This is a genomic window from Cyanobium sp. BA5m-21 (assembly GCF_024346235.1).
Classification (GTDB): domain Bacteria; phylum Cyanobacteriota; class Cyanobacteriia; order PCC-6307; family Cyanobiaceae; genus Cyanobium_A; species Cyanobium_A usitatum.
The window spans coordinates 1-5843 of the sequence record NZ_JAGQCO010000087.1; the positions used below are offsets into that span (position 1 = coordinate 1).

At 52.5% G+C, this 5843-nt stretch carries 10 protein-coding genes; 8 read left to right on the forward strand and 2 right to left on the reverse strand.

Going from position 1 to position 5843, the window contains the following annotated elements:
* Window positions 1-21: 21 nt before the first annotated feature.
* From KBY72_RS14075 to KBY72_RS14100, 6 genes are all read left to right on the forward strand, one after another.
* Window positions 22-231 (forward strand): sigma factor-like helix-turn-helix DNA-binding protein, encoded by a 210-nt coding sequence (locus KBY72_RS14075; protein WP_315859563.1) that lies wholly within the window; start codon window positions 22-24, stop codon window positions 229-231.
* 148 nt (window positions 232-379) lie between these two features.
* The gene (locus KBY72_RS14080) at window positions 380-754 is read left to right on the forward strand and encodes a hypothetical protein (protein ID WP_254960087.1); all 375 of its coding nucleotides are present in this window, start codon (window positions 380-382) and stop codon (window positions 752-754) included.
* 459 nt (window positions 755-1213) lie between these two features.
* Window positions 1214-1465, forward strand: a complete 252-nt coding sequence (locus tag KBY72_RS14085; protein ID WP_254960085.1) for a hypothetical protein — start codon at window positions 1214-1216, stop codon at window positions 1463-1465.
* Between the two features lie 65 nt (window positions 1466-1530).
* Window positions 1531-2142: a hypothetical protein gene (locus tag KBY72_RS14090; protein ID WP_254960083.1), complete on the forward strand. Its 612-nt coding sequence runs from the start codon at window positions 1531-1533 to the stop codon at window positions 2140-2142.
* A gap of 92 nt (window positions 2143-2234) precedes the next feature.
* The gene (locus KBY72_RS14095; RefSeq protein ID WP_254993838.1) at window positions 2235-2735 is read left to right on the forward strand and encodes a hypothetical protein; all 501 of its coding nucleotides are present in this window, start codon (window positions 2235-2237) and stop codon (window positions 2733-2735) included.
* Between the two features lie 190 nt (window positions 2736-2925).
* Window positions 2926-3567 (forward strand): hypothetical protein, encoded by a 642-nt coding sequence (locus tag KBY72_RS14100; RefSeq protein ID WP_254993839.1) that lies wholly within the window; start codon window positions 2926-2928, stop codon window positions 3565-3567.
* Between the two features lie 10 nt (window positions 3568-3577).
* Here the strand turns inward: KBY72_RS14100 and KBY72_RS14105 are convergent, their stop codons facing one another.
* On the reverse strand, window positions 3578-3793 hold the full coding sequence (locus KBY72_RS14105) for a hypothetical protein (protein ID WP_254960079.1): 216 nt from the start codon (window positions 3791-3793) through the stop codon (window positions 3578-3580).
* A 268-nt stretch (window positions 3794-4061) separates the two neighbouring features.
* Between KBY72_RS14105 and KBY72_RS14110 the strand changes: the two genes are divergently transcribed.
* Window positions 4062-4535: a hypothetical protein gene (locus KBY72_RS14110; protein ID WP_254960078.1), complete on the forward strand. Its 474-nt coding sequence runs from the start codon at window positions 4062-4064 to the stop codon at window positions 4533-4535.
* Between the two features lie 31 nt (window positions 4536-4566).
* Here the strand turns inward: KBY72_RS14110 and KBY72_RS14115 are convergent, their stop codons facing one another.
* Window positions 4567-4947, reverse strand: coding sequence for a hypothetical protein (locus KBY72_RS14115; RefSeq protein ID WP_254960077.1), 381 nt, complete (start codon window positions 4945-4947; stop codon window positions 4567-4569).
* A gap of 422 nt (window positions 4948-5369) precedes the next feature.
* Between KBY72_RS14115 and KBY72_RS14120 the strand changes: the two genes are divergently transcribed.
* On the forward strand, window positions 5370-5843 hold a 474-nt coding region (locus KBY72_RS14120), incomplete at its 3' end, for a hypothetical protein (protein ID WP_254993840.1).

Here is a 5843-nt window from a genome sequence, read left to right on the forward strand (position 1 = left end):
CTACTGACCGGGCTTGCCGAGGTGGAACGAAACCTGATTCAGGAGAGGACAAGGGAGTCGGTTGAGCACCGAAGGAGAACAGGTGGAAAACTTGGTGGCCGACCTGAGCTACCAGAGGGCAGGAGGGCACTTGTGCGAAGGCTGCGAGAAGAAGGAAAAAGCTACAGACAAGTAGCTGAAACCTGTGGAGTGTCATTAGCGACTGCCCATAGGTACGGGAAGAGCAACTAGACCAATTGAGAGAAAGGAAGGGCTGCAAAAAGATACGGAGTGATACCACCAAGAGACAATCCGTGCTATATTTAAAAAAGATTAATATCTTGTGATGCTATTTCGTCAAAGCTGCCTCGTAATAGCTACGACATTTCTGAGTGCTGCAATGGTGGCAGCCGCAAATGCAAGAGTGTGCCAAAAGCCCGACGGGAAGCACTACGGGATCTCGGATGACGATAGGTGCGCACCCCCTGCAAAAGAGGCAAGGAGCCGCCCCGACACAGGCTTTCTCAATACACAGGCGGGGAGAGGGATGAACTACGACACGGCCAAAAAACAAGGGGATAAAAAAACAGCTGAGGCCGTCAAAAAGAAGGAGGCTCTTAACGAGTTTAAAAGACTGAAAAATTTAGCAGGTCACCAGTGGGCCCTGGACAAAGTATTTGACAAATACGGTGGGGGTTGGCTTAATAGCTCTGGAGTTCGGGATGAGATAGATAGGCTTGAGTCAAAAGAAGAGGCCAATGAGAGAAAAAAGTAGGATAAGTCGATAAATGACTTTTGGACCAAAAGAGGAAAGCAAAAATTAGGAGACTCTAATGATGGCGAACTTTCGGCAGCCTCGGGAATAAAGAGTGGGGCTGCTCTTGCAGCTCTTGAGGAGCTGGAAGCCACACGAGCAAAACTTGTTAACCAAGCTCTCCGCAAAAACCTCACTGGTCCAGCAGCTGCTGCTTATTTGAAGGATCAAATGCGCCCAACTATTATGTCCGTCATGAGTGACGCGGGTGCGAGTACTGTTGAAATTCAAAAAGCGATTCGTTATGTAAGCCAGGGAATCGATGAGAACTTAAACCCATAAAAGACTTAGGCGGCCCGTCTAGCGACCAGTTCATATTGAGTTATCAGTGCTCAATCGTCGAATGGGCCTAACTAGGTGTAACTTATCCAAAGGCTACTAGATGAGTTGGGAGCGCTGGGGATAGGAGTCCAGAGTCAGTTGAGAAACCCAGGACTCTACAACCGCTACTACGACGAACCAGCCAGCAAGCTGAGCCAGCTGCATCGGGCTCTCGATGCCCAGGTGCTCAAAACGTATGGGTGGTCTGCTGACGAAGACTTACTGAACAACCTACTGGACCTGAACCTGGAATTGGCTGAGCGGGAGGCTGAAGAGGAAGCGGTGGTTGGCCCTTGGGACCCGAACAAGCTCGGCAACAACCTGCGGAGTTTCTCTAGCTACAGCACATAGGTACGGGCGTTCTAGTTGACTCTGTCGCTAAAAACGAGTAGCAAAGGTAAAGCGAACAAACACACATGCCCGAACTCAGCCAGTACCAGAAGCAGAAACAGACCAACGAGCTGATCAAAGGTCTCGACAACGGGCAGAAGGCGGTTGTGCTCGACAAGTTGCTTGAGGAGTGGGTGGAGACCCTGCCGAGAAAGGGCAAGGACTACGGAGTCGGCGCCGGCAAAGGGAAGTGGGCCGAGCGGTTTGAGTGGTTGCAGGAGCACTGGGGCACCCAGTTCGACAACGGCAAGGGGTCCGTGGCACTGCGGAGAATGCCCGCCAGCGGCGTCCTAGAGCTGCTTACCCTGTTTGCCCTTCAAGCAGCAGACAGCGACGACGATGAACTCACCTTTGGGTCACTCGAGGACGGCAGTGAGCTGGGCGAAAAGGTGGCATCAGGCCTGTCTGCGATGAAGGAAGCTAGTGGCCCCCAGGTGGCCATCTCGCTGGGTGCCTTCAACGAGCTACAGAGGATTCGGAGGGAGTACCAAGAGGCGGGTGGTACATCCGACGCGGCGACTAGCACGAAGGTCCTTCAGAAAATCTTTGACCAGCTGCAGGCGATGCCCAGCGTGAAGGACGAGAAGGAGACTGCCCGCTACGAGAAGAGGAAAGCGGCTGGCAAGAAAGGGGGATAAGTCGGATGATTAGGCGTAAGCGCGTCTCTCAAGTTGAAATGATTATTGGGACAGTGGCTGTTGCAGCCATGGTGGCGACAGGATGCTCAGACATGATCAAGAAGGAGAATCTGGATAGTACAAGCGTGGTCTGCTTAAAGCCAGATGGAAAACATTATGGACTCCCTGAGGGCTCGAAGTGTGTTGCTCTTGCGGTAGAGACAAAAAGCAGACCTGATACTGGATTCCTTGGCCTTCAAAACAATGGAAAGGCTGTCAACTATGATACGGCCAAAAGCCAGGGCGATGCCAAGACCAAGCTCAAGAAAGAAGCGGATCGCCGCAGGGAGATAGCGATCTCTATGGAAAAGACCAAAAGAGAGGAGAAGGAGAAAGAAAGGCGGGAAAGGCAAGAGCAGATTAAGATAGAAGCAAACGCTAGGGCTAAAGCGGAGAACGCCATAAAAGAAACAGTAAAATCGTATCAGGAGAGTATGGCGAAGTACGGCGCCACAAAGGCGCAGATTAAGTTCGAGATAGACAGTTATTTGTCAGACGACTTAGCGCTAACTGATGAGATAGGGGGGGGGTTAAGCTTTCTCCCGAGGTGCTAGGTTCTTACAAGCGTCAAATGTACAGGGCGCTTGGGATCCAGTGAATACGTTTACGTGCCTGGTGAAGACGACGCTTTGTCGAAGGTATCGAACTCGAGAATTTCAACCGAAGATCCGCCATCAGGCGAGAGCTGTTACAAAGCTTGCTGCGAGAGAAGGAAGTCGACTTGCAAGAAAGGGGCCATCGCAAATGAGTATTGATAGTCTATGCAAGGTTGCTGTAGTTCTGATGGCAGCTCTGCTCGTATCGTGTTCAGGCCCAAGCAGTTCCGATTCCGAGAAGGAAGAATATGATAGGCAGACGATTCAAATGGCTGACAAGGCTTACAAGGTAGCCAGGGCCAATGGAAAGGAAGACTGGGAGGCAATGGGATTGGCCGTTGATGCGATTAAAGGCAGGGTCCCCGAGAATGAGAATTCATATATTGACAACAAAAGGGACTTCGTAGAAGCAAATGGGTTATTCGAGGGATGGGCGAAGTGGGAGCAAGAAAATCCTGTGGCGATAGAACAAAGAAAGAAAAACGATCTGGCCTCCGATCTTGAAGAGGCGCGAAGGAGCAAGGAAGAGATAGACGAGATCTCTTCCGCTACTGGAATCACCAATGGAGCGGTCCTTGGTGTTCTTCAGGATTTGGAGGAAACCAGAAATGAGATTGTGACCAAGCTGCTTGACAGTGGGAAAACAGGACCAGAGGTCTCTGCTTATCTGAAGGGTGAGATGCGCCCAACAATTGAGTCGGCAATTCTCAGTGTTGGTGGGAGTTCGTCTGATGTGCGAAGAGCAACTGCGTATGTCAATCAAGGTATAGATGCGAATTTGAACCCATGACAAAAAGGGATCAGCTCTCGTATAGCTCTTCCTTCTTGGCGTACTGAAGGTAGAGGACGGGAAAGGAGTCGGCCAGGTCAACGGCGAGGTCGCTGAGACAATCAACAACATTCCACGCTTCCGTAAAGGAGGCCAGGTCGGTGACCTCTGCCTCTAGCTCCACCCACTGCTCGGGAGACAGGTCGCCGTTGCCAAGAGCGGTGACGAGAGAGGAGGGAAGGGTCACAGTTCTCGTCGGTTAGGGGTTTGGGGGCACTGCACCTTGTGCTGAGAGCACAGAGTAGTGAGTGTCGATGCTGTCAGAAACTATCTGCTGCAACGACGGAGCAAGCCCGACTAACTCGTAGTGCTGTTGGATCAATGTGACCTTCGCAAGTACCTCGTCACTGAGGCGAACCCGCATCAGTTCCCCACGAGAGTCACGGTCACCCACTTCACCGGCCTTGAAGACTGTCGGGTAAACCATACTCTGGCCGAGTGAAAGTGGAACGGGCATGGACCTGGAGCAGGTTGTACGGGAACACAGGAAGACTCTGCAAGTCACCGCTAGAGCCGTCTCAGAGAAAGCCGCCTTCAATCTGGAACTCCCTTGCGGACTTGTGACTGACGGTGAAGTTGCCAGCACAACACTGACTGGACTGAGAAACCACCTGCCCTGCTCGGTGGCATTGGCCAGTGCTCCGGTTGAGCGCTTCCTGCTAATGAAGGAAGAACGCGGGTTTGACGGTGCGTTTGAAGCGTGCAGTACCGACGACAGTGACGGAGAAGCCTTTGTGAACGCCTGGGACGAGGCACAGAAGGACCTCGCAGCCGGAGTGGTTTGCACCCTCAACGACCTTGTCACGTTCGTCGAGCAGGCGAGGAAGGGGTGGGAGGAGAGCCCTCGACGACTGCTGGTGGTTGCCGTGCATGGGGGGAAGGTGGAGAGCGGAACCGTGCCGACGGACTGGGTGCTGAGAGGGGTGTGAGAGGCATCCCGCAGAGCACCCCTCAAGCCCCTCAGGCGGGTTCTGGTTCAGGATGCTGAAGGTCAACCTCGACGGTTAAAACGGCGAGAGCCAGGTCATCGGCAGAGCGAGACAAGTTCGGGAGTTCCACTGTGCGGTAGTCCGAGACAACGTTCAGGGCGTCAATGGCCTCCATAAAGACGGCAGAACAGGCTGAACTCGCATAGGTGGCACAGAGGTCAGCGGCGAAGGCCCACTGCTTACAGGTTTGGGCAGAGGAGTACTCACCGCGACTACCAGCGTCAAGAGAATCCTGCTCCCATTGGCATACCTGGTCGCGGAGAGCACGAACAACGACCTGTTGAACCTGGGTGATGGTCGCCAGATCAAGGCGGGTGGCAAAAGGGGCAGAAGGAGCGGAAGAGGTTTTCATGGTGGGTGACCTCAAGGGGTCATCAGAGGGTGAGGGGGGGGTGGGGAGGCCCCCCAACACTTGAACCTTAGGGTGAAGGGAGAGGGGAGCGAAAGGCGTTACAGCAACCAAACTGGATGCAGCAGCCGGGCACCGACAAACGCAGGGAGCAAGATACCAATGCTTCGCTCAACAACAGAAGTTATGCGTACACCAGTTTTGCTCGTGGTCTTGTTTGCGCTGTTTCCTGGCGACGCTGAGGCAGCCACCAGAAGAAAAATCACTGGAAGCAGCCCACAGCAGGTACAGGAGAACGCCTACAAGCAAGGATTCCAGTACCCAGTGGGCGACATGGAATGCTCGAGCCGGTGCTCTCAGTGGTGGGAGAAGGACTGAGACTTGCCTGCCTAGTGCTGCTTTATCCGCTCTTAGCTTGAATAAACATGAAAAACTCTTCTGCCCCCAGCAAGCGGGCAAAAAGAATACTGACTAGACCCAATCCGACTCAGTGGAGTCTTCTTGTTCCTACATTCTTAGCCTTCTTTGCAGGCAGTCTTTTTGGGGCATTTGGCTTTCTGTCTGCAGTAGTAGCTGTTTTTGCTGCACCAGCAATCTTCATCGTCTTTAGCAAAAAAAAGGAAAGACCTCTATGGAAGAAAGCGGGAATAACAAGTGCCTTAGCAGGAGTGGGAATGCTTACTTCGTTCTTGGCGTCAGGTATCGGTTATGAAACGGTTTTTCGAGCACAAAATCCATCGGTTTATAAAGCAGAGATGGCAAAATTAGCTTCAGAAGGACGGGAAGCAACACTCAAAAGAAATGAGGCCTTAGACATTTCGAATAAGCCGATCCAGAGAGACGGTTTGTCAAATAAACAGTATGTGGTTTGCGAAGAATCTGGTGGGTCTTATGTTGGA